Here is a 22,022-nt window from a genome sequence, read left to right as displayed (position 1 = left end):
CCGAAGTTGTTTCAAATTCCGCTTTTGCCGTCACGGCCGCGGCTCAGGGTCCGCTACACCGTTCGGTATAAGAAAACCCCTTTCCCGGTCCAACCTCAAACGTACGGGGTTTACCGAAACCTTACGACCACGGTTGGTCGCGGGACCGGCAATCTACGAAAAAGAGGTTGAGCGGGGGCTGGTCCGGCCCAGAGAAAACCAAAAAAGCGAAACAAGAACGCTTGTCATAAATAAGGTCCTCTTATACAAAAGTACACTGGGAAATGCAAAAGACTTTTCCCTTGCCTTCAGGTGCGGGAACGATCATTCCGGCCGGCGCTGCTGAGCAGGATTCCTTCCAGCAGACCGGCGTCGCTGACCATCATTGCGGTGACCCCGAGCCGGGTCAGCAACCGCTGGTAGATCCGGGCGCCGGCCAGGATGATGTCGCCGCGGCCCGGGCCGAGCAGGGGCAGCCGGCAGCGCTCCGCCACCGTCAGTCCGGCCAGCCGCTGCCAGAGCGCGGTCAGGCGGGCCCGGTCCAGGCAATGTCCCTGGATCCGCTCCGCCTGGTAGGAGACCATCCCCAGGTCCAGGGCGGCCAGACTGGTTACGGTGCCGCCGCAGCCGATCAGGGCCGGTTCGGCCGGCAGCCGGTCAAGCACCGCCTCCAGGGCCATATCGATTTTCCGGTCCAGGGCCTGATAATCCTCCCCTGCCGGGTTCGCCATGGCCGGGAACTCTTCGCTTAAGGCCACCGCGCCCAGTTCCAGGCTGAAGACCAGGGGTTGCCGGTCTCCGTGGACGGCAATGAACTCGCTGCTGCCGCCGCCCACGTCAACAATGAGCAGGGGGCCGGGGATCGGCTCATCCAGTGCATTGCAGACCCCGTTCAGGCCGAGCCGGGCCTCGTTGTCACCGCTGATGATCTCAATGGGCAGGCCGAGAGTCTGTTGGGCCCGGTCCAGGAACTCGTCCCGGTTGCCGGCCTGGCGGAGGGCAGCGGTGCCGCAGGCCCGGACGGTCCGGGGCTGGAAGCGGTCCAGTTGACCGCGGAACCCGGCCAGGGCGGTGATGCCCCGCTTGATCGCCTCCTGGTTGATGATCCGGCCGTTGGCCAATCCCTGGCCCAGCCGGACCGTTGCCAACCCCCTGGCCAGGGGGTGGATCCCTTGGCCGACAATCTCGCCGATCAGCAGCCGGAAGGTGTTAGTGCCGATGTCGATTCCCGCGGCGATCATAACCGGCCTATAAAAAATCTCCTGGATTTGGTCGCGGTTTCGTGCGATGATAGCGGGCCAGCAGTGGCGAACAGGCCCGGTGCCGGGCCATGATCCCCTTCAACGTAACCACTCACAGGGGTAAGCCGCCGGACTCCGGGTTGCCTCCTGCCCTGCAAACGCTTACCCTTCAACCCGATCTTGAGACGACCACAACCCTTATGTTGCTCAATATCAACCCTGATAATCCTCAGCCGCGTCTTATCCGCCAGATGGCGGATAAGCTCAGGAGCGGCGCGGTCATCTGTTATCCCACGGACACTGTTTACGGCATTGGCTGCGATATCTTCAACCAGAAGGCGGTGAAACGGATCTTCCAAATCAAAAAGAGGCCAAAGCACAAGCCCTTCAGCTTCATGTGCTCCAGCCTCAAGAATGTCAGCGATTACGGGTATGTCTCCAATACCGCCTACCGGCTGATGAAAAAACATCTGCCCGGCCACTACACCTTTGTCCTGCCCGCCACCAAACTGGTACCCAGGATCATGGTCACCAAGCAGAAGACAGTCGGTATCAGGGTTCCGGACAACCGGATCTGCCTGGCCCTGGTCGAGGAACTGGGCAACCCCATTGTCACCACCAGCGCCATCCTTGATCCAGAGGCTTCACCTTGTTCCGAGGCCTTTGAGTTCGAGCAACTCCTGGGCAAACTGGTGGACCTGGTCATTGACGGCGGCCGGGTCTATCCCGACCCGTCCACGGTGATTGCCCTGATCGAAAACCGGCCCGAGGTGTTGCGGTCCGGCAAGGGCGACGTGGGGCCGTTTCTCGGTTAAGGCCGGCCCCTGGGTCCCGGCCGGCGGGCCTGTTTTATTCCGCCGCCTTTACCAGGGACTCTTTCAGCGATTTGCTCATGGTAAAATGCAGGGTCTTGCGGGCCGGGATATCCATGATCGTCCCGGTCTTCGGATTCTTGGTCTTGCGGGCCTTCCGTTGCCGGACCGCAAAACTGCCAAAGCCGCGAATCTCCACCCGCCGGCCCTGGTTCAGGGCGTCGGCCATGGTTTCTAAAATAATGTCAATAACTTGCTCAATATCTTTTTTCAGATAGCCGTCAAGTTGCGCGGTAACTTTGTTAATCAGGTCTCTTTTCAGCATGGCCTTTTATCTTTACGTTATTGGATTCCGGTCCATTGGTAAGCGAGAACCGGCTGTGTTTGCAGAATGGAATCCAGTATCTTTAAGGGTGTTTTGGTTGCAATCAGGTCGAGCAGCGTTGTCCGGTGTTCAGGATATATCAACTCCGGGGTCTCGTTTCCCGGCACCCCGCCAAGCCGGGCGGCCGCCAGTACCGCATCGGTGAAATTGCCCAGTTCGTCGATCATCCCCAGCTCCAGGGCCTGCTGGCCGCTGAAGATCCGGCCGTCGGCCAGTTCCCGCACCTTTTTTTCCGGCAGGGCCCTTTGCTCGACCACATCCAGAACAAACTGGCTGTGAATGGAGTCGACCACCCCCTGGAGCAGCGCGCGTTCCGCAGGACTCATCGGCCGGTTTGTGGCGCCGATGTCCTTGAGCGCGCCGCTTTTGACCACATCGCTCTTGTAACCGATCTTGGCGAACAGTTCTTTCAGGTTGGCGAACTTGACGATCACCCCGATGCTGCCGGTGATGGTGCCCGGGCTGGCAAAGATCCGGGCCGCGCCGATGGCGGCATAGTATCCGCCCGAAGCGGCCACCGAGCCCATGGAGGCGATCACCGGCTTGACTTTATTGGTGCGCCTTACCTCCGCATAGATCTCCTGGGCCGCACCCACCGCTCCGCCGGGGCTGTCGACCCGGAGAACGATGGCCCTGATCTTGTCGTTGCGCCGGAAATCGGTGAGTATGGCAATGGTCTCTTCCGGAGAGGTGATCAGCCCCTTGAGTTCAACAACGCCGATCCCGTTGGTGCTGCTGAACAGCGCGGCGGTACCGTTGCGGCTGGTCAGCGATGAAACAAGCAGGGATATTCCTCCGGCAAAAAGGAAGAATATCCCGGCCAGGATGAAGAGCCCCAAAAGAACCGGATGTTGCCGACGGAGTTGCATGACAGGCGGCTTGGCCGCTATTCCTTGTTTTCTTCCGCGTCGGCGGACACGGTCTGTTCCTTGGTCTCCCGATTTTCGCTGGCCTCCTTGAGGAGGTCGCCGATGGTGGAAGGCCCGCTGGTCTGCTTCTTCTTGTAATCATCGTAGGAGCCCTGGTCAACGCCCTCCTCAAGGGCCTTGATCGACAGGCCGATCTTCCGGTCCTTGGCCGAGACGTTGATGACCATTACTCGCAGGGGATCGCCCACGGTGTACATGCCCACCGGGGTATTGACCTTCTCCTTGCTGATCTCGGAAACATGCACCAGCCCTTCGACGCCCTCTTCCAACTGGACAAAGACCCCGAAGTCGGTGACATTGGTGATCCGGCCTTCCACCGTGGTGCCCAGCGGGTATTTTTCCATGGCCGTCTGCCAGGGATCCGGCTCCAGTTGCTTGACCCCCAGGGAGAAGCGCTCGTTCTCCCGGTCGATCTTCAACACCACGGCCTGGATGGTCTCGGCCTTGGCGTATTTCTCGGACGGGTGTTTGATCCGCTCGGTCCAGGAGAGGTCGGAGACATGGATCAGGCCGTCGATGCCCTCCTCGATGCCGATGAAGATGCCGAAATCAGTGATGTTCTTGATCTTGCCTTCGATGATCGAGCCCACCGGGTAGTTCTCCACCACCAGGTCCCAGGGGTTGGGCTGCAGCTGTTTCATCCCCAGGGAGATCCGCTTGGTCTCGGTCTCGATGTTGAGCACCAGCACCTCGACCAGGTCGCCGACCGAGACCATCTTCGAGGGATGGCGCGGCTTCTTGGACCAGGTCATCTCGGAGATATGGATCAGCCCCTCCACTCCCTCCTCAATCTCGACAAAGGCCCCGTAATCGGTGATGCTCACCACCTTGCCGGTGGTCTTGGAGCCCACCGGGTAGCGCTCGGTGACCGTGGCCCAGGGATCGTCCTTGAGTTGCTTGACCCCCAGGGAGACCCGGTCGTTCTCCCGGTCATACTTGAGAACCTTGACCTCGATTTCGTCGCCGACCTTGTAGAGCCGGGAGGGATGGGAAACCCGGCCCCAGGAGAGGTCGGTGATATGGCAGAGGCCGTCCATGCCGCCCAGGTCGATGAACAGGCCGTAATCGGTGATATTGGTCACATTACCCTTGATGGTCATGCCCTCCTTGAGGGTGGAGCGCATCTCTTCCCGTTTGGCGTTCCGCTCTTCCTCAAGGATTACCCGGCGGGAGATGACCACGTTGTTCCGCTTGCGGTTGAACTTGAGGATCTTGAACTCAAAGGTCTGGTTTATCAAAGCGTCCAGATCCTTTACCGGACGGAGATCAATCTGTGAGTAGGGCAGGAAGGCGGGGACCCCGAGGTCAACGGACATGCCGCCCTTGACCCGGCTTTCGATCCGGCCCTCAATGGTGCCGTCCGCGGCCTGGATCTTGGCAATGGCCTCCCAGACCTTGATGCCGATGGCCTTTTCCCGGGAGAGCAGCAGGCCGCCCTCTTCTTTTCTCTTCTCAACAAATACTTCAAAGGTGTCGCCGACCTGAATTTCAGGTTCGCCGCCTTCGCTTTTGAACTCGGAGATGGGGACGTAGCTTTCAGCCTTGTCGCCGATATCGATCAGCACATGTTCATCGACCACGCCGACCACCGTGCCCATCAGCACGTCGCCGACCTTGCTGACCGCGCTGTTTTCCTCCATTTCAAAGAGGTCTGCGAAGCCCATTTCCATGTCGTTCTCTGTGGATGCGCCGGCTTCTTCGGCTGAGTTGTTTAAGGATTTTTCAGTCATCTTTGTTTTTGCCCTTTGGTTTGGTTGTTTGGTTGATTAAGTGAATAAAGGATACGGTTGGTTCCGCCCCTTAACCTGTGTCAAGTTTTAAACATCACCATATACCAGAGACGTTGCCCAAAAACAATCCTTATCTTAAGAAAATATCGACACTGCGGCGGCCCGGCCACTCCCTTTTTCGACCCGGATTTTTTGTCAGGAAGGCAGGGGCCGGCCGGTTGCGGAAAAGGCGATTGTCTCGCCGGTCTCCTTGGGATATACTGTTTTTTCAAATTATTGTCGGTCTCGCAACAACCCGCTCGACGGACGTGATTCATCTTGTAACTTGTTGATTTTATTGGGTGGCATTTGAAGCCTTTCGGGTTGTTACCAGTTCATCAAATTATTAAGGGGTAAACAGCTATTTCTCTTGTGATATCAAGGGCTCGGCTGGGCCATGGAGGTTTTTCAATGCGGGCGGCGGTATACCACAATAATCATGACATCCGGCTGGAAGAGATGGCCCGGCCCGAGCCCGGGCCGGGCGAACTTCTGGTCAGGATCATGGCCAGCGGTATCTGCGGCAGCGATGTCATGGAATGGTACCGGCTGCACAAGGCGCCCCTGGTCCTTGGCCATGAAATCGCCGGCCAGGTGGTGGAGACCGGCGCCGGGGTGACCGGCTTTGCCGTGGGCGACCGGGTGACAGCCACCCACCATGTGCCGTGCCAGACGTGCCATTATTGTTTGGGCGGTCATGAGACCGTGTGCGAGACGCTGTTGCACTCCACTGGTTTCGATCCGGGCGGGTTTTGCGAATATGTGCGGCTGTTGGCCGTAAATGTGGAGCGCGGCACCTGGAAGCTGCCGGACGAGGTGGGCTATGACGAGGCCACCTTTATGGAACCGCTGGCCTGTGTACTGCGCGGCCAGCGGCGGGCCGGAGTCCGGCCCGGGATGAGCGTGCTGGTGCTGGGCAGCGGCCTGGCCGGGCTGCTGCATGTCCAGCTGGCCGCGGCCACCGGGGCCGGGCTGGTGGCAGCCACTGATCTCAGTCCATACCGGCTGGAGGCGGCCCGTCGCCTTGGCGCCGATGTCGCCCTGGCGGCCGGCGAGGAGGTGGCCGGCCGCATCCGGGAACTGAACGATAATCGCGGCGTTGACCTGGTCATTGTCTGCGCCACAACGGAGTCGGTTTTTACCCAGGCCATGGAGGCGGTGGGCCGGGGCGGCACCATCCTGTTCTTTGCCCCGACCATGGCCGGGGTGACCATCCCGGTATCGGTGAACAACCTGTTCTGGCGCCGGGACGTGACCATCACCACCAGCTATGCCGGCGGCCCGAAAGACTGCGTTGCCGCCCTGGAGCTGATCCGCCGGGGCCGGGTGCGGGTCGCCGGGCTGATCAGCCACCGGCTCGGACTGGCCGATGCGGCCACCGGGTTTCGGTTGACCGCCGAGGCCCGGGAGTCGATCAAGGTTATCATCCGTCCCCAGGAGTGATTTTTTTATCATGGCCGCACAAAAAATATCAAAGTGGAGTAACTGGTTACGGGGTGTGTAACTCCGCGCTATCATTACCCCCAAACCTGTAAGCGGTCACAGATGCCGCGGGTTCGTGCAGGCGCGATCATGCGAAAATGTGGTGCCTGTGACCGCTTACAAGGAGGAAGACAATGCCTGGAGTGGATAAGCAAGGAAAGGATTATTGCCAGGAGGTGCCCGCCTCCTGTGAGGGATTTTTTCTCAAGGGCTCCAATTCCCTGGACTGGGGGATGAAGAACCGGCTGGCCCGGATTTTCAACCCCGAGAGCGGCCGGACGGTGATGCTGGCCATTGACCATGGTTATTTCCAGGGGCCCACCACCGGACTGGAGCGCATTGATCTCAAGATCATGCCCATTGCCCCCCATGCCGATACCCTGATGCTCACCCGGGGGATCCTCCGTTCCATTGTTCCGCCCTCCTATCCCCGGCCCATCGTCCTCAGGGCCAGCGGCGGACCCAGCGTTTTAAAGGAGTTGTCCAACGAGCAGATTGCCGTGGCCATTGAGGATGCGATCCGGCTCAACGTGGCCGCCCTGGCGGTCCAGGTCTTTATCGGCGGCGAGTATGAGACCCAGACGGTGCATAACATGACCAGGCTGGTGGATATGGGTTCCCGCTACGGGATTCCGATCCTGGCGGTGACCGCGGTGGGCCGGGACATGGCCCGGGATGCCCGCTACTTCCGGCTGGCCTGCCGGATCTGCGCCGAACTGGGCGCCCATTACGTCAAGACCTACTATATCCCGGACGGTTTTGACACCGTGGCCGCCAGTTGCCCGGTGCCCATCGTCATGGCCGGCGGCAAGAAGATTCCGGAGTCCGACGCCCTGACCATGGCCTATAATGCGGTGCAGGAGGGCGCGGCCGGGGTGGACATGGGCCGGAACATCTTCCAGTCCGAGGACCCGGTGGCCATGATCCAGGCGGTGAAAAAGGTGGTCCATGAAGAGATGGCCCCGGCCGAGGCCTATCAGTTGTTTCTTGAACTGAAGAAGAAAGGCCAGGAGTAAAGACGTTGATTTTCAGAAAAGAGAATATCGAACAAGGAACCGCAGAATGACGAGGGTTTCACTTCGAAATTCGTCATTCCTTGTTCGATATTCTGCGGTTCAAAGTCCTAGCGCAGATAAAAACCAAGGGCCTTGTCATATTCCCGGGTGTCGATGAACTGGCAGCCGACAAAAGAGTCGGTGACCAGCCGAACCACCACCTTTTTGTTGAACTCCGAACCGCGCCGGTCGTCCAGGGCGAATTCCAGCCCGAGGATATCGCCGACCTTGAGACCGTGGTTGCCCGGGATCAGCAGGCCGACCCCGGTCATGGACAGGTTCTTGACCGTGCAACCGTTGCTGTGCGCTTCCTGTTCCGCGCTGTAACGGGTCTTGCCCCTGGTCGTCTCGGGGCGGGGCTGGTCTTTGGTGGCCGGGGTCAGAAGCTGGTAGCGGCCCGGCAGGCTGGTCTGTTTGCGAAAGTTTTTGCGGAACTCCAGCCGGACCGGGAAGATCGTGGCGCAGGCGCACTTGATCTTGACCAGGTGCTTGCCCGGCGGGAGCCTGTCCAGGGACACGGTCCTGGTGGCCTGGCACTGGGGGCAGGTGATGGTCACGGTGTTGTCCGGCCTTACAAAGGCCTTCTTGGTTTCCATGCACGCCTCCTTATATTTGGGATCTGATCCGCGGCAGGTGATGGTTGTTACAATAGCGGATTAGAGCGCCTCAAGGCAAGCCTTCCGGCTACCAGCCGAGCAGCATTATGTAGGATCCGTAAGCGGTCAGGAGCAGCAGGCCGATGCCGCGGCCGATGGCGTGGCGGCCGGATAGCATGGGCAGGAGCGCCACGGTGAACAGGATCATCACCGGCAGGTCGCGGCGGAGCAGCTCCGGCCCCGGGGAAAAGGGGCGGAGTGCGGCGGCGGTGCCCAGGACCATCAGCAGGTTGAACATGTTGCTGCCGATGATGTTGCCGATTAAAAGCCGGCTCTGGCGGTGGCGGATCGCGGCAATGGTCGAGGCCAGTTCCGGCAGGGAGGTCCCCACCGCGGCCAGGGTCAGGCCGATCACCAGTTCACTGACCCTGAAATAGTGGGCAATATCCACGGCGCCCTTGATGAAGAGGTGGGAGCCCAGGGCGAGAAAGAGGAGGCCGGCGATTATCTTGAGGCTGTTGGCGGTCAGGGAGCCGCAGTCCGCCGGGATATCTCCGTTGTTGTTGCGGCTGGCCGCGGCCTTGCGGTAGGAATAGCGGGTGTAGAGCACCAGGGCGGCGATGAACCCCAGCCCCAGGCCCCGGGGAAAAATGCCCAGCCAGGCGGTCAGGACCAGCAGCAGGCTGGAACTCAGGAGCAGAAACAGTTCGACCTTGACGCGGCCGGCGGCCATGGCCTCCAGCGGGGCCATCAGCGCGGCAATCCCGAGGATCAGGCCGATATTGGCGATATTGCTGCCCACCACATTGCCGAGCATGATGTCCGGATGGTTGGCGAATAACGATGACAGGCTGACAAACAGCTCCGGGGTCGAGGTGCCGAAGGCGACCACGGTCAGGCCGATGGCCAGGGTGCTGAGACCCAGACGCCTGGCAAGCCGGACTGCTCCGCCGACCAGGAGTTCGCCGCCGCCGACCAGCATCACCAGGCCGCCGGCCAGGGCCAGGAGGGCGAGCAGAACAGGAACGTTGGCAGCAGCCGGGTTCATGGTCAGGGGGCGGACTGGAGCTTATAGCCACGCTCGATGAGTTTGCTCAGTTTGTTGCGGACCGCGGCCAACGGCATCAGGGGCGGGATAATGGGCAGGAGCTGTTCAATGGGCGGCACCGGGGCCAACCGCATCTTTTTTTCCATGGAGTCGGTGAAACCGGTCTCAAGCCCGCCCTCCATGGTGCCGGCCGAGGTCGATCCGTTCAGGGTGCGGAAAAATCCCATCATGGCGCTGATGTCGTTCTTACGATAAAAGAGCTTGATCTCTTGGTTAATGGTCTCCCGTTCCTCCACCAGTTCCCCCAGCTTTTCCCGATATTGCTGGACATGGTCCTCCAGCATCTCGTAACAGTTGAAGACCAGTTTCCGGTAGCGGCCGGCCCGGGTCAGGCCCCGGACCTTGAGCCCGCCGAGCAGCCGCTTGCGGAGGGTGGCCGAGGTCAGCAGGTAGGGGTCGTAGAACAATTTCTCCTCCAATCCGACCAGGTCGAGGAACTCCTGGATCAGCTTCTCGTCGCCGAGCAGCAGGTAGATCCGGACCAGATCGATGCAGATCTTCTGCTCCAGGGTCAGGGAGTGTTCCTTGACCCGGCGGGCCAGTTCCTCCTTGTCCTCCTCGATCATCCGCCGGAAGCCGAAATAGCGGTCCGCCATCTCCTTCTTGATTTCAAAAGTCAGAATATCTTCGAAACTGGGCTGCATGGTCCTGGGTTTTTCTTTGTTTGCGGCCGTTGATGGATGGACGGAGATATCATCCCGGGAAGAGTAGTGCCCGGCCACCGGTGCAGCTCTTTTCCGCGCCATGTTTTTGCTTGACACCGGTCCATGATCAGGACACTATCCGGAAGGAATCATATCGAGCCCTGTTTTGATCCGGCGCTCACTATACAATAAATGTAACCGTTCACCAAGGGCGCAGAACCGGCAATAACCACCAACCTGTAACCGTTCAGCAGCACCCCGTCTGCACGCGATCAGACCGGTTCGCCCCGGCCCGGCCTGCCGGGTGCGTTTCATATCAAACGAGGAACAGCGGAATGCGCTCAAGTCCGGCCCAGCAAGATGCGGTCCGCCAGGTCAAGGAAGCGGCCCAGATCGTCGATATTATCGGCGAGGTGGTGGAGCTGAAGCGGGCCGGCGCCAACCTCAAGGGCCTCTGTCCCTTTCACGCTGAAAAGACCCCCTCTTTCATGGTCAGCCCGGCCCGGCAGTCCTTTCACTGTTTCGGCTGCAACGAGGGCGGCGATGTATTCTCCTTCCTGATGCAGTATCACCGGATGACCTTTCCCGAGGCCCTCAAAACCCTGGCCGAGCGCTACCAGATCACCCTGCCGGAGCGGGAGTATTCGCCGGCTGACCAGGCCCGGGCCCGGAAACGGGAGATTCTCTACCAGGCCAACGAACGGGCCGCCTCGATCTATCAGGAGTTTCTCCGCTCGGACCCGGCCGCCGAACCGGCCCGTGCCTATCTCGAAAAACGGGGCATCCCCGGGGAGATCATCGACTCCTTCCGGCTCGGTTATGCCCCGCCGGGCTGGGATTTCCTGAGCAAAAAGATCGTTTCTTCCGGGTTTGCGCCGGAGCTGGCCGAGGAGGCGGGCCTGATCGTGCGCAAGCCCCAGGGCGGGGCCTATGACCGTTTCCGCGACCGGGTGCTCTTCCCGATCAGCGATCTCACCGGCCGGGTGGTGGGGTTCGGCGGCCGGATTCTCGGGCCGGGGAACCCCAAATACCTCAACTCCCCGGAAACCCTGATCTATGACAAGGGCCGGACCCTGTTCGGGCTGTTTCAGCATAAGGAGCAGATCCGCCGGACCCGGCGCTGTCTGATCGTGGAGGGCAATTTCGACCTGCTTGCCCTGGCGGCCCATGGGGTGGAATATGTGGTCGCCCCGCTGGGCACGGCCCTGACCCGAGCCCAGATCCGGATACTCAAGGGATTTGCCGATGAGCTGATCCTGCTCTTTGACGGCGACAGCGCCGGGGTCAAGGCCGCCCTGCGCGCGGCCCCGCTTTTCCTGGCCGAGCAGGTCACGGCCAGGATCGCGATGCTGCCCGCTGAACATGATCCCGACACCTTTGTCCGGGCCCATGGCCGGGAATACCTGGAGAATTTTCTCAACCAGGCCCAGGGACTCCTGGAATTCGTCTTTGGCCGGCTGGTGGAAAAACATGGCCAAGATCTGGAAGGCAAGTTCCGGGTCCTGGCCGAGCTGCGGCCGTTGCTGGAGGCAACGGCCGATAATCCGCTCCAGCGTTCGGTGCTGGTTTCCCATTTCAGCGACAAGCTTAAGCTTGATCCGGAGCAGGTGGAGCGCGGCTTCCGGGCCGCGGCCCGGGCCGAGACCCGGGGACCGGCCCGGCCGCCGGCTGAAAAGGGGGCTGAAGGACCCATGACCCTCTCCCGGGTCCAGCGGCAGATGCTCGAATTTCTGGTTCTCTACCCCTGCTTTCTGCCCCGGTTCCTTGAGCAGGGCCTGGAAGAGATCCTGGCCGAGCCGGGCGCGCGAACCCTGCTCGCCGCTTTGCAGGAGCTGGTTGCCGCGGCTCCGGACCCGAATCCGGAACAGCTCCTCGACGTGCTGCCCGCCGGTCCGGAGCGGGCCTTTGTCACTTCCTTGTTTACCTCGGGCCGGGTTTATAGTGATCCTGAAGAAGATGATGATGGAAAAGCGATGGCAGAGGATCATCTCAGATGGCTCAGAAGGATCGGTCTGGAAAGGGAAATCCGTTCTCTTTCCGAGGCGACTGAAGAAGCCAGGAAGGCCGGTGACCAGGAGCTTATTCTACAGCTCTCCGCCAGAAAGGTCGAGTTGAACCAGGCCCTGGAGAAGAATGTTGTCAGCGATTGATGGGGAGCGGTATTGAGCGATAAAACAGGGCAGCACATTCTGGCCTGGCTGACCCTCCACCTTCTGCCCGGCCTGGGCGCGGTGGGCGGCCAGGCCCTGGTGGAACATTTCGGATCGCCCGAGGCGGTGCTGACCGCGGACCGGTCCGCCCTGGGCCGGGTTGAAGGGATCCGGTCGACAACCATCGCGGCCCTTGCCGGTCCGGCCCGGGCCCGGGCGGCCGCTGCCGCGGACCTGGAACTGGAGCGGACCGGCCGGATGGGGATTTTTATTATTGCCTGGGACGATCCCCGTTACCCGGAGTTGCTTAAGGACATCTACGGTCCGCCCCTGCTGCTCTACGTCAAGGGCGATCCGGCCGCTCTTGCCGACGGCCCGGCCCTGGCCCTGGTGGGATCGCGGGCCTGCACCGACTATGGCCGGCGGATAGCCTATCGCCTGGCCCATGATCTGGGCCGCCGGTTTGTGATCATCAGCGGTCTGGCCCTGGGCATCGATGCCCAGGCGCACCGGGGCGCCCTGGCCGGCGGCGGCCGCACCGTGGCGGTACTCGGCTGCGGTCTGGACCTGGTCTATCCCTGGGGCAACCGGGACCTGTTCGACAAAATTCCCAGCCAGGGCGCCCTGGTCAGCGAGTATCCCCTGGGCACCAAGCCGGACGGGTTCCGTTTTCCGGCCCGCAACCGGATCATCAGCGGCCTGGCCCTGGGAGTGGTGGTGGTGGAGGCGGCCAGGAATTCCGGCTCGTTGATCACCGCCCAGCATGCCCTGGAACAGGGCCGCGAGGTCTTTGCCATTCCCGGCCGGGTTGATTCCTGCAAGAGTACCGGCAGTCACGGTCTGCTCCAGCAGGGGGCCAAACTGGTGCAGGGCGTGGCTGACATCATCAACGAACTGCCCGGGGAGATGCTAAGTGATAATCCGGTGGAACCGGCCCTGCCCCGGCTCGCCGTGGAGATCAATGACCAGGAGCGGCGGTTGCTCTCCTGTCTTGACGTCTATCCCCGGACCATTGACGAGATTGCCGTGGCCGCGTCCCTGCCCGGGGCCAAGGTCAGTGAACTGCTCCTGCTGCTCGAGCTGAAAGGCGCGGTGCGCAGCCTGCCCGGGGCCTGTTACCAGCTTGCCGTCTCTTTGGAATAAGTTGTTTTTTCCCTCTTTATCTTTACCCTTCCGTCATCCGTCATCCGTCATCCGTCATCATCGCTTCTTCCGCGGTTTTGCCCTGCTGGTCGGTGCGGCGTTGAGCGGGTCCCCGGGCCAGTAGTGCCTGGCATAGCGGGCCCGCAGGTCCTTGCGCACTTGCGGGTAGGTGTTTTTCCAGAAACCGGCCAGGTCCCGGGTCACCTGCACCGGCCGGCCGGCCGGAGAGAGGAGGTGGAGCAGGACCTGGACCTGGCCGCCGCCGATCCGCGGTGTATCGCTGGCCCCGAACATCTCCTGGAGCCGCACCGCCAGTACCGGCGTCTCGTCGGGCCGGTACTGCAGCCTGATCCGCGAGCCGCTGGGTACGGTGAGATGGGTGGGCGCCAGTTTTTCAAGATTTTTTTGCTGCGGCCGGTTCAGCAGGCTGGTCAGGGCCGACTTGAGATCAAGGCGGGCAAGGTGGGCGCAGCCGCGCATCCCGGTAATATACGGAGCGAGCCACTCCCCGAGCGTGGCTTGTAACCCATTGTCGCTGACGTCGGGCCAGCCGGCCCGCGGCGCAAGCCGGCGCATAAGCAGGACCCGGGCCTGCCAGGAGCGCAGTTCTCCGGTCCAGGGCAATACCTCCAGCCCCATCTCCCGGATGCCGCTGATCAGGGCATTGATAACTCCGGGATCATCATTGCCTGCCAGCGGTTCGTCCCATAGGACCAGATGGCCCAGTTTTTTCTGTTTTCGGGCCAAGACCGACCGGCTGCGGCTGTCCCAGGCCACAATTTGCCGCCAACTGATCGCGTCTCGCCACTGTTCCTCCAGCTCGGCCCGGGTAACCGGCGCGCCGAGAAAGATCCGGGCCTCTTTTTTTCCGCCGTCCAGGGCCGCGGCCACCAGATAGTCGGCCCGGGCCAGGAAGGAGGCGGCCGGAACAATGCCGCCGCGGCCGTTGGCCAGGAGAAACCGGCCCGTCCGGCCCGGCCGTTTTTGCCCGATCCGGTCCGGAAAGGCAAGGGAGAGCAGCAGCCCGGCCCGGTCCGGGTCGCTGTTTTCCCGCGCGATTTGAAGCTGTTTGCGCCACCTGGCCGCGGTTCTGATTATCCGTTTTTTCGCCCCCCGGTCATGGGCTGCCGGGTGGCGTTGATCGGCCAGGATCTCCAGCCGGGTCCGGATATCCGGGTCATTGTTCCCCTGGATGATGTCCCGCTCGCTGATCAGCGCGGCCAGGTCGCAGGCCAGGCTGCCCAGGCCCTGTTTTTTGCCGGCCAGCACCATCCGGGCCAGGCGGGGATGCATGGCCAGTTGCGCCATCCTCCGGCCCTGTCCGGTGAGCCGGCCCTGACCGTCCAAGGCCCCCAGTTCGGTGAGCAGTTCCCTTGCCTGATTAAAGGGGCCGGCCGGCACCGGGTCGAGCCAGGCCAGTGATTTCGGATCACCGACCCCCCACCGGGCCAGTTCCAGGGCCAGGGGGGCCAGGTCCGCGGTCAGGATCTCCGGGCCGGTTTGTTCCCTCAACTGGATCTGGGTGGACCTGGTCCACAATCGAAAGCAGACCCCGGGTCCCAGGCGGCCGGCCCGGCCGCGCCGCTGGTCGGCCGCGGCCCGGGATACGGGGAGGGTTACCAGGCGGCTCATCCCGCTGTTCGGATCGAAGCGGGAAACCCGCATCAGGCCGGAATCGATCACCACCCGGATCCCGTCAATGGTGAGGCTGGTCTCGGCAATGGAGGTGGCAAGGACGATTTTGCGGCTTGCCAAAGGACAGGGCCTGATCGCCCGGTCCTGCTCAGGGCGGGTAAGGTTGCCGTAAAGCGGGGCCAGGTGGACATTGGCCGGAAGGCCCGCCTCTTGCAGGAGCGCGGCCACCCTGCGGATCTCGCCGACCCCGGGCAGAAAGACCAGGATGGAGCCCTCTTCTTTCGCCAGGGCCCGGAGCACGGTGGTGATTGTCAGTTGTTCCGGATGGAGGCGCGGTTCAGCACCAAGGTAATGGGTGGTCACTGGAAAGGAGCGGCCCTGGCTGGTAATCACCGGTGCCTGGCCGAGCAGCTCGGCTATCGGTTCCGTGCTAATGGTGGCGGACATGATCAGCAGCCTGAGATCCGGCCGCAGGATCGACCGGGTCTCCAGACAGAGGGCCAGGCCCAGGTCGGCCTGCAGGCTGCGCTCGTGAAACTCGTCAAAGATCACCAGACCCGTCTCTTCCAGGGCCGGATCGTCCTGGAGCATCCGGGTGAGGATCCCCTCGGTGATTACCTCGATCCGGGTCCGGGCACCGACCCTGCTGTCCAGCCGGGTGCGGTAGCCCACGGTTTCGCCTACCTGCTGGTTGCGGAGTTCGGCCATCCGGTTGGCCGCGGCCCGGGCCGCCAGCCGCCGCGGTTCGAGCAGGATGATCTTTTTATTCTCCAGCCATGGTTCTTCCAACAGGGCCAGGGGCACCAGGGTGGTCTTGCCGGCCCCGGGCGGGGCCTGGAGCACGGCCCGGCCGGCAATGGCAATGGCCTCTTTGATATCCGGCAGGAGCGGTTCGATGGGCAGCATTTTTGTCAACATCAGCCGGGGAGTCAGCTGGCAGGGCCGGGGGAAACCGGTTTTGTTTATATCCTGAATCGTAACCGTTCACCAGGGGCTACAAATTTACGGAACCCACCGGCCTGTAAGTGGTTACGCACCCCCTGTTTAACCAGTGCCCATCCAGAAATGGCCCTTTCGCCCAATCTCGGCGTCATGCTCAAAAAATAATCCTCGTAATATCATTTATATGATGAACTCGTAACAACCCGAAAGGCTTCAAATGCCACCCAATAAAATCAACAAGTTACAAGACGAATCACGTCCGTCGAGCGGGTTGTTGCGAGACCGACATTTATATGACTCCGGTTATTTTTTTCGCGATCCTTGATCTTGAACGAAATTGCTCATTTCTGGACGGACACTAACCAGGAGTTGAACAGTACCCGAAAGCAATGGCGCCGACAAGCCGGGATCATGTTGCCGGACCGGGTCCTAGCCCTATCATGGTGTTTATATGAAAGTCGTCACCAAGCCCCGGCCTTGCCATGCCGGAGTGAGGTCTTTGATTATTTCGTTGTGGCTGGGCAAATATGGTCCAGCCATGCTGGTTAGCCGGGGTTAGCTGTAATCCGCGGCTGCAATAACGGAATATCGGCCGGATCGACAGTTTTTGTTTTACTGGCCCCTTGTTTCCGAATATACTCCTTGCAGGTGCCCTGCGGACTTTTTTGCCTGACGGAAAAGATGCTTTCCTCTTGAAATCAACCGGTGGCGAGCCGGTTCTCCGTCAAGGGATTGATTCCATTCCGGACTGGCGGGGCGCCGAGGGGGTGAGCAATGGGTTTTTACTGCTGCAAAATGGTGCAGGGCATAACAGTGGCCCTGTGTTCTGTTCTCTTTGTGGTCTTTCTTGGTCCTGCTGTTGTCCTTTCCGGCAAACCGCCGCGCTATGTCGGCTCCGAGGCCTGTCGCGACTGCCATCCGGCCGAGTATGCCAGTTTCATGACCTATGCCAAGAAGAGCAGATCGTTCGAGAGTATCGACAAGCTGAAAAAGGGGCTGACCGAGGCAGAGATCGAGAAGTGCTACTCCTGCCACACCACCGGCTACGGCAAGCCGGGCGGTTTTGTCAGCCCCGAGACCACCCCGAACCTGAAGAACGCCGGCTGCGAGGTCTGTCACGGCCCGGGCAGCAACCATTGTGCCAGCAAGGATCCCGCTGATATCAAGAGCGTCCTGACCACCGGGGACTGCGAGGGATGCCATATCTCCGAACGGGTCAAGGCCTTTCGCTACAAACCGATGATTCACGGGGGGGCGCACTAGCGATGATCAACCTGCCTCCGTTCATCAGCAAGCGGCTCAGCGTCAAGATCCTGCTGGCCCTCACCGTGGGGGTGGCCATTGTCATGGGGGTGATTATCTGCCTCGGGGTGACCAGCCAGCGCCGGCAGATCCGGGAACGGATGACCACCTCGGCCCAGGAACTCCAGTTTCTCGCCTATGCCGGAATCAAACACCCGATGTCGGTGGGCGACAGCGCCTCGGTGGAAAAACAGCTCCTTGACGTAAAAGAGCATCTCCATGACGCGGAAATTGTCATCTGCGACTTTAACCAGCGGATCGTTTTTGCCACCCATGCCGAACGGATCAATGCCACGGTTTCCGGCTTTATCCATAACCCCGCGGCGATCACCGCCCTGGGGGTCCTGCTGGAAGGCGGCGCCTCGCCGGGTGAAAAATATTTTGAAGAAAAGGTGGGTGGAAAGCGTTTCCTGGTCACCATCCACAGCATGCCCAATGAAAAGGAATGCCATCACTGCCACGGCGCCTCCCGCAAGGTCCTGGGCGGGATGATCATCCGCCAGTCCACCGATGAAACCTATGCGGTAATCGCCGCCCTCAGGAACCGCACCATCCTGGTCAGTGTTCTCGGGATCGGCGCTCTGATCGCGATCATCTATTATATGCTGGGCCGGCTGGTGACCCGGCCGGTGGACGAACTGGCCAGCAAGGCCGAACAGCTTGCCCAGGGGGATCTCTCCGTCTCGGTTGCGGTCTCCACCGAGGATGCCATCGGCGTACTCGGCCGTTCGTTCAATGCCATGGTCGCCAGCATCAAGGACCAGATCGAGTATGCCTCCAGCCTGAAGGAGGCCATTGCCGATCCCCTGTTCATGGTGGACACCGGGATGGTCATCACCTATATGAACGAGGCCTGCGCCCAACTCACCGGGTACAGCAAGGAGGAGGTGGAGGGCCGGATGACCTGCCGGCAGGTGTTCCGGAGTGATATCTGCGAAAGCACCTGTCCGCTCCGCTACTGTTTTGACAGCGGCAAGCCGGTGAGCGGGGTCAGGGCGACGATGACCAGCCGGACAGGGAAACCGGTGCCGCTGATGGCCAGCGCCAGCCCCTTGCGGGACGCCCACGGCGCCCTGGTCGGCGGGGTGGAGATCTGCCGGGACATCACCGAGGTGCTGGAGGCGGAACGGCTCCAGTATATCAAAAAGGCCGCGGCCCGGGAGGAGGAACAGCGCCGGTACCTGGAGGAGCGGGTGACCAGCCTGCTCAACACCCTTTCCCTGGTGGCGGAGGGCGATCTCAACAAGCGGGCCGAGGTGCTGGACAAGAACGACATGATGGATGAGATCGCCGGAAACATCAACCTGATGCTGGACGACCTGGAAAAGCTCTATGAGCGGATCTCCTCCTTCAGCAAGGACCTGGAACTGGAGGTGGCCCGGCGGACCATGATGCTCAGGGAAAAGACCCTGCTGCTCGAACGGGCCAACCGGGAACTCCGGGAACTGGACCGGCTCAAGTCCGCCTTCCTGGCCAACATGTCCCATGAACTGCGCACGCCGATGAACTCGATCATCGGTTATACCGACCTGCTCCTTGACCGGATCGACGGCGAGATCAACGAGGAGCAGGAGAAGAGCCTGCGCAAGGTGGTGAATAATGCCAGGCATCTCCTGCAGTTGATCAACGATATTCTTGATATGTCCAAGATCGAATCAGGCAAAATCGAGCTTGATCCCCATGAGGCCTCAATCAAGAATCTGGCCGAGACCTATGCCGCCACCTTTGAACCGGCCATGAACAAGAAGGGATTGAAGCTGGTCTTTGACTTTAGCGACGACCTGCCGCCGGTCTATATTGACGAGGACAAGATCGGCCAGGTGTTCCTCAATCTCATTTCCAATGCGGTCAAGTTCACCAACTCCGGCGAGATCCGGATCAGCGCCTACCCGTCCCAGCGCGGCATCAAGCCCGGGGAGCCGCCCCGTTTTGTCGAGGTCTGCATTGCCGACACCGGGATCGGCATCAAGCAGGGGGACATTGACAAGCTGTTCGACAAGTTCAGCCAGATCGACGTCTCCTCCATCCGCGAGTATGAGGGCACCGGCCTGGGCCTGAGCATCGCCAGGGGGCTGGTGGTGCTTCACAAGGGGATGATCTGGGTGGAGAGCCGTTTCGGCCGGGGCAGCCGTTTCTGTTTCACCCTGCCGGCCCGCAAGGATCTGCTGGAAAAACCGAGTGAAGTGATTATCGAGCCGATGATGGCCGAGGAACTGGCCAGCTACTTTGACAAACCGGTGCAGACCTTTCTCAAGGAGCCGCGTTATGCCGGCAAGCCGATCAAATGCTGGGAATATGTACACTGCGGCCAGACAAGCTGCCCGGCATACGGCAGCAAGGATCATCGCTGCTGGCTTATTTTCGGCACCCACTGCAAGGGGACCAAGGTGGCTTCCTTTCCGGAAAAAAGCGGGTTCTGCCGCGGCTGCGAGATCATTGAACGGGTGATAATGGAGGAGTATGACAGCAGCGGCAGCGGGTTGGAGCGGACCGGAAAGAATAGCGGGCCGGCCGCCGGGGACGGGGAGCGGAAGATGACCGTCCTGGCCATTGACGACAATCCGGAGATGATCGAGATCATAAGTAAATACCTGGGCCGGGAATACAATGTGGTCGGGCTCCAGGACAGCGCCCGGGCAGTGGCAACGGCCCGGGAACTGCAACCGGCGGCCATCACCCTGGACATCAGGATGCCGGGCAAGAACGGCTGGCAGGTTCTGCTCGAACTGAAGCAGGACCCGCAGACCCAGGATATCCCGGTGATCATTCTTTCCATTGTCGACGAGAAGCGGCTCGGTTTCAGCCTGGGGGCGGCCGAGTACATCGTCAAGCCGGTGGACAAAAATCTGCTCCTGCGCAAACTGGATACCGTGGCCTGCTCGGCGCGGATCAAGAGGGTATTGGTGGTGGAGACCGATCCGGAGGTGGTGGGTGCGATCCGGCCGGCCCTTGAGGAGGCCGGCTGCCAGGTGACCGTTGCCCGTGACAACCGCCAGGCCCGGGATGAGATCCAGAAGGCGGTGCCCGACCTGATCGTCATGAATCTGATCATGCCCGATGTTGACGGCACTGACATGATCGCTTATTTAAAGAGTAACAAGGCGATGCGGCATATCCCCCTGGTGCTGATAACCGAAAGGCAGTTCAGCAAAGCGGAACTGGATCGGCTGGACGGCCGGGTGGAGACCATTCTCAACCGCAAACTCCTGACCATGGATGATATGCTCAGGGAACTCACCGAGATCCTGCGCCGTTACTATACCTGAACCTTAACCGGTGCCGGTCCGGGCCGGAGAGAGTGGGACCATCCGAATGGAAACGAAAAAGACAGTGCTGGTTGTGGAAGATAATCGGGACAGCCGCGAACTGGTGGCCAAGGTACTCAAGGCGCGCGGCTATGGAGTGGTGGAGGCGGTTGACGGCGAGGAGGCCCTGCGGTTGGTGGAGCAGGTGCGGCCCGGCCTCATCCTGATGGACATCTCCCTGCCCAGGATGGACGGCCATGAGGTTACCCGGCGGCTGAAGAGCAGCGAGGAACTCAAGGCCATTCCGGTGATTGCCCTCACCGCCCATGCGATGAAGGGCGACCGGGAAAAGGCGCTGGCCGCCGGCTGTGACGGCTATATCACCAAGCCCATCAATATCAGGGAGCTGCCCGGCCAGATCGAGCAGTTCCTCGGCGAACCGGATCGGAAATGACCTGATGATGATGACCCGGCGATGAAAAAGAAGATCCTGATTGTAGACGATTTTGTCGATACGGTGGAGCTGTTGACCAAGCGGTTCCGGGCCGAGGGCTATGAAACGGTCGCCGCCTATGACGGCCAGCAGGCGCTTGACCAGGTCAAGGCGGTCCGGCCCGACCTGGTCATCCTTGATGTGATGATGCCCAAGTTGAACGGGCTCGAGGTCTGCAAACGGCTCAAGGCGGACGAGCGGGACCGGCACATCCCGGTGCTGATGCTGAGCGCCAAGAGCGAGTTGCCGGACAAGATCGACGGTCTTGATATCGGGGCTGACGACTATGTGACCAAACCCTTTGAGTACAAGGAACTGGCCGCCAGGGTGCGGGCCTTGCTGGCCAAAAAGGAGGCCAGTGAAAAACTGGCGGCAACGGAAAAGACCGAGGCCCTGGATTACCTGGTGGGCGAGGTCTCCCACGAGGTGCGCAACCCGTTGATGATCATCGGCGGGCTTGCCCGGCGGATCCAGAAAAACCTGGCCAGGGAAGACCCGAACCACAAGTACCTTCAGATTATCCTGGAGAATGTCGAGGCCCTGGAGAAGATGGTCACTCACCTGGTCGAACTCAAGGGAACGGTGGTCTCCTATTTCGAGGAAACGGATATCAACGAACTGATAGGCGCGGCCCTTGATCAGTATCGTTCCGAAATGAAAAAAAAGGGCGTTACCCTGCGGGTCGACCTGATGGCCGATCCGCCTCTGCTGCAAACGGATCGGAACAACTTGCAACAGGCCTTTGCTATTTTTATCGAGAACGCCATTGAGGCCATGGAAGGCCCGACCCGGGTGCTGGAGATCACCAGCCAGCGGAATAACGGATTCCTCGAGGTGCGGGTGGCGGACACCGGCAAGGGTATTTCCCGGGAGACCATCAAGAACATCTATGACCCTTTTTTCTCTTCCAAGACCTATGGCCCGGGCCTGGGCCTGACCTTTGCACTCAAGACCATCCAGGCCCATGGCGGGATGATCTCCGTAAGCAGTGAGGAGGGAAAGGGAACGACCTTTACGGTCCGGTTGCCGATCAGATAGACACCGGCCCCGGTGTCTATCCCCTCCGGGCAGCATCATTTGGTTGCAGGTCAAACCGGTCCCGGGGCCCGGCG

At 60.9% G+C, this 22,022-nt stretch carries 17 protein-coding genes; 9 read left to right on the top strand and 8 right to left on the bottom strand.

The features are described from left to right. Positions 1-287: 287 nt before the first annotated feature. Positions 288-1,220, bottom strand: a complete 933-nt coding sequence (locus L3J03_01370; GenBank protein ID MCF6289646.1) for a Ppx/GppA family phosphatase — start codon at positions 1,218-1,220, stop codon at positions 288-290. A gap of 200 nt (positions 1,221-1,420) precedes the next feature. On the opposite strand from L3J03_01370, the gene L3J03_01365 reads away from it, so the two are divergent. Beyond that, positions 1,421-2,035, top strand: a complete 615-nt coding sequence (locus L3J03_01365; protein ID MCF6289645.1) for a threonylcarbamoyl-AMP synthase — start codon at positions 1,421-1,423, stop codon at positions 2,033-2,035. 34 nt (positions 2,036-2,069) lie between these two features. On the opposite strand, the gene L3J03_01360 is transcribed toward L3J03_01365, so the two are convergent. The 3 genes from L3J03_01360 to L3J03_01350 are packed head-to-tail and all read right to left on the bottom strand — an operon-like array spanning position 2,070 to position 5,076. Further along, the gene (locus L3J03_01360; protein ID MCF6289644.1) at positions 2,070-2,357 is read right to left on the bottom strand and encodes an integration host factor subunit beta; all 288 of its coding nucleotides are present in this window, start codon (positions 2,355-2,357) and stop codon (positions 2,070-2,072) included. 17 nt (positions 2,358-2,374) lie between these two features. Beyond that, positions 2,375-3,286 (bottom strand): signal peptide peptidase SppA, encoded by a 912-nt coding sequence (sppA, locus tag L3J03_01355; protein ID MCF6289643.1) that lies wholly within the window; start codon positions 3,284-3,286, stop codon positions 2,375-2,377. Between the two features lie 17 nt (positions 3,287-3,303). Next, on the bottom strand, positions 3,304-5,076 hold the full coding sequence (locus L3J03_01350) for a 30S ribosomal protein S1 (GenBank protein ID MCF6289642.1): 1,773 nt from the start codon (positions 5,074-5,076) through the stop codon (positions 3,304-3,306). A gap of 450 nt (positions 5,077-5,526) precedes the next feature. Between L3J03_01350 and L3J03_01345 the strand changes: the two genes are divergently transcribed. Continuing rightward, positions 5,527-6,558, top strand: a complete 1,032-nt coding sequence (locus L3J03_01345; GenBank protein ID MCF6289641.1) for an alcohol dehydrogenase catalytic domain-containing protein — start codon at positions 5,527-5,529, stop codon at positions 6,556-6,558. Between the two features lie 173 nt (positions 6,559-6,731). After that, on the top strand, positions 6,732-7,613 hold the full coding sequence (gene lsrF, locus L3J03_01340; protein ID MCF6289640.1) for a 3-hydroxy-5-phosphonooxypentane-2,4-dione thiolase: 882 nt from the start codon (positions 6,732-6,734) through the stop codon (positions 7,611-7,613). Between the two features lie 107 nt (positions 7,614-7,720). Here lsrF and L3J03_01335 read toward each other — a convergent pair whose 3' ends face one another. From L3J03_01335 to L3J03_01325, 3 genes are all read right to left on the bottom strand, one after another. Continuing rightward, a complete protein-coding gene (locus tag L3J03_01335) occupies positions 7,721-8,248 on the bottom strand; it encodes a PilZ domain-containing protein (protein MCF6289639.1) in 528 nt (175 codons plus the stop codon). 88 nt (positions 8,249-8,336) lie between these two features. Beyond that, entirely contained in the window at positions 8,337-9,296 is a 960-nt protein-coding gene (locus tag L3J03_01330) for a calcium/sodium antiporter (GenBank protein MCF6289638.1), read from the bottom strand. 2 nt (positions 9,297-9,298) lie between these two features. Next, positions 9,299-10,102: a hypothetical protein gene (locus tag L3J03_01325; GenBank protein ID MCF6289637.1), complete on the bottom strand. Its 804-nt coding sequence runs from the start codon at positions 10,100-10,102 to the stop codon at positions 9,299-9,301. A 233-nt stretch (positions 10,103-10,335) separates the two neighbouring features. Here L3J03_01325 and dnaG point away from each other — a divergent pair, with 233 nt between their 5' ends. Both dnaG and dprA read left to right on the top strand, forming a co-directional pair. Then, positions 10,336-12,150, top strand: a complete 1,815-nt coding sequence (gene dnaG / locus L3J03_01320; protein MCF6289636.1) for a DNA primase — start codon at positions 10,336-10,338, stop codon at positions 12,148-12,150. Between the two features lie 12 nt (positions 12,151-12,162). Continuing rightward, positions 12,163-13,293: a DNA-processing protein DprA gene (gene dprA / locus L3J03_01315; GenBank protein MCF6289635.1), complete on the top strand. Its 1,131-nt coding sequence runs from the start codon at positions 12,163-12,165 to the stop codon at positions 13,291-13,293. Between the two features lie 57 nt (positions 13,294-13,350). Here dprA and hrpB read toward each other — a convergent pair whose 3' ends face one another. Further along, on the bottom strand, positions 13,351-15,834 hold the full coding sequence (gene hrpB / locus L3J03_01310) for an ATP-dependent helicase HrpB (GenBank protein MCF6289634.1): 2,484 nt from the start codon (positions 15,832-15,834) through the stop codon (positions 13,351-13,353). An 810-nt stretch (positions 15,835-16,644) separates the two neighbouring features. Between hrpB and L3J03_01305 the strand changes: the two genes are divergently transcribed. Genes L3J03_01305 through L3J03_01290 form a run of 4 tightly spaced genes read left to right on the top strand, consistent with a single transcriptional unit; the run spans position 16,645 to position 21,948 of the window. After that, positions 16,645-17,133, top strand: coding sequence for a cytochrome c family protein (locus tag L3J03_01305; GenBank protein MCF6289633.1), 489 nt, complete (start codon positions 16,645-16,647; stop codon positions 17,131-17,133). 2 nt (positions 17,134-17,135) lie between these two features. Continuing rightward, positions 17,136-20,438, top strand: coding sequence for a response regulator (locus L3J03_01300; GenBank protein ID MCF6289632.1), 3,303 nt, complete (start codon positions 17,136-17,138; stop codon positions 20,436-20,438). Between the two features lie 46 nt (positions 20,439-20,484). Continuing rightward, positions 20,485-20,871, top strand: a complete 387-nt coding sequence (locus L3J03_01295) for a response regulator (protein ID MCF6289631.1) — start codon at positions 20,485-20,487, stop codon at positions 20,869-20,871. Between the two features lie 21 nt (positions 20,872-20,892). Further along, positions 20,893-21,948, top strand: a complete 1,056-nt coding sequence (locus L3J03_01290; GenBank protein MCF6289630.1) for a response regulator — start codon at positions 20,893-20,895, stop codon at positions 21,946-21,948. The last annotated feature ends 74 nt before the right edge of the window (positions 21,949-22,022 follow it).

The sequence above is a fragment of the Desulfobacterales bacterium genome, from assembly GCA_021647905.1.
Lineage (GTDB): Bacteria > Desulfobacterota > Desulfobulbia > Desulfobulbales > BM004 > JAKITW01.
This window is presented reverse-complemented; position numbering and strand designations above follow the sequence as displayed.

Bases quoted from the DNA above. Each gene is read 5' to 3' on its own strand.
- L3J03_01360 (MCF6289644.1), bottom strand. From the start codon at position 2,357: ATGCTGAAAAGAGACCTGATTAACAAAGTTACCGCGCAACTTGACGGC.
- L3J03_01350 (MCF6289642.1), bottom strand. From the start codon at position 5,076: ATGACTGAAAAATCCTTAAACAACTCAGCCGAAGAAGCCGGCGCATCC.
- L3J03_01300 (MCF6289632.1), top strand. From the start codon at position 17,136: ATGATCAACCTGCCTCCGTTCATCAGCAAGCGGCTCAGCGTCAAGATC.
- L3J03_01325 (MCF6289637.1), bottom strand. From the start codon at position 10,102: ATGGCGCGGAAAAGAGCTGCACCGGTGGCCGGGCACTACTCTTCCCGG.
- L3J03_01365 (MCF6289645.1), top strand. From the start codon at position 1,421: ATGTTGCTCAATATCAACCCTGATAATCCTCAGCCGCGTCTTATCCGC.
- hrpB (MCF6289634.1), bottom strand. From the start codon at position 15,834: ATGCTGCCCATCGAACCGCTCCTGCCGGATATCAAAGAGGCCATTGCC.
- L3J03_01295 (MCF6289631.1), top strand. From the start codon at position 20,485: ATGGAAACGAAAAAGACAGTGCTGGTTGTGGAAGATAATCGGGACAGC.
- L3J03_01290 (MCF6289630.1), top strand. From the start codon at position 20,893: ATGAAAAAGAAGATCCTGATTGTAGACGATTTTGTCGATACGGTGGAG.
- L3J03_01330 (MCF6289638.1), bottom strand. From the start codon at position 9,296: ATGAACCCGGCTGCTGCCAACGTTCCTGTTCTGCTCGCCCTCCTGGCC.
- L3J03_01305 (MCF6289633.1), top strand. From the start codon at position 16,645: ATGGGTTTTTACTGCTGCAAAATGGTGCAGGGCATAACAGTGGCCCTG.
- dnaG (MCF6289636.1), top strand. From the start codon at position 10,336: ATGCGCTCAAGTCCGGCCCAGCAAGATGCGGTCCGCCAGGTCAAGGAA.
- lsrF (MCF6289640.1), top strand. From the start codon at position 6,732: ATGCCTGGAGTGGATAAGCAAGGAAAGGATTATTGCCAGGAGGTGCCC.
- L3J03_01370 (MCF6289646.1), bottom strand. From the start codon at position 1,220: ATGATCGCCGCGGGAATCGACATCGGCACTAACACCTTCCGGCTGCTG.
- L3J03_01345 (MCF6289641.1), top strand. From the start codon at position 5,527: ATGCGGGCGGCGGTATACCACAATAATCATGACATCCGGCTGGAAGAG.
- sppA (MCF6289643.1), bottom strand. From the start codon at position 3,286: ATGCAACTCCGTCGGCAACATCCGGTTCTTTTGGGGCTCTTCATCCTG.
- L3J03_01335 (MCF6289639.1), bottom strand. From the start codon at position 8,248: ATGGAAACCAAGAAGGCCTTTGTAAGGCCGGACAACACCGTGACCATC.